The 718-nt window shown below is 76.5% G+C and carries 1 protein-coding gene; it reads left to right on the forward strand.

Annotation, left to right across the window (positions count from 1 at the left end; all coding sequences use genetic code 11):
- Window positions 1–650 (forward strand): DNA glycosylase AlkZ-like family protein (locus QOL99_RS17330; RefSeq protein WP_285525654.1); only part of this gene is annotated, 650 nt, incomplete at its 5' end.
- Window positions 651–718: the final 68 nt, after the last annotated feature.

Consider the following 718-nt stretch of genomic DNA (forward strand, 5'->3'; position numbering starts at 1 on the left):
ACCGGGGCGAGGCCCGCGTGACCCGCCGGGTGTCGGGGGTGCGGCTCTACGGCCCGGCTCCCCACCTCGCGGCCCTGCGCGGGCGACCCCTTCCCCTGGAGGACCGGCTGCGCGGCGCCGTTCACCTTCTCGCCGCCCTGTACGCCCCGCTGCCGGAGGCCAGCCTGGGGTATCTGGTGAGCCTGTCGGGCTTCGGGCTGCCGCACCTGCGCCCGGAACTGCGGGCGGCCTTCCGGCAGGCGGTCCGGGAGGAACTGCACGCGGAGACGGTGGACGGCCTGCGCTACGTCTGGCCCGCCGACGGGGACGTGTCCGCGCCTGCCACGCCGCGCGGGGTGCGGATCGTCGGCCCCTTCGACCCGCTGGTGTGGGACCGGCGCCGTTTTGCCCACCTGCACGGCTGGACCTACCGGCTGGAAGCGTACACCCCCGCCGAGAAACGGCAGTTCGGCTACTACGCGCTGCCCGTCTTTCAGGCAGAGCGGGCGGTGGGCTGGGCCAACCTGCGGGTCGAGGGGGGGCGGGTCGAGGGGGGCGAGTTGCGGGCCGACGTGACCTGGGTGCCCGGCGTCCGCGAGACGGGGGCGCTGCGGCGCGGGCTGGAGGCGGAACTGGAGCGCTACCGGCGGTTCCTGGGCCTGGAAGGTTAGTCCTCCCCGTGCCACCCCGCCGCCACCCGCGCCAGCGCCTCGCGCACCCCGCTGCCGCCCTCGCGCCC

The organism is Deinococcus rhizophilus, from assembly GCF_030271215.1.
In the GTDB taxonomy this organism is placed as follows: Bacteria; Deinococcota; Deinococci; order Deinococcales; family Deinococcaceae; genus Deinococcus; species Deinococcus rhizophilus.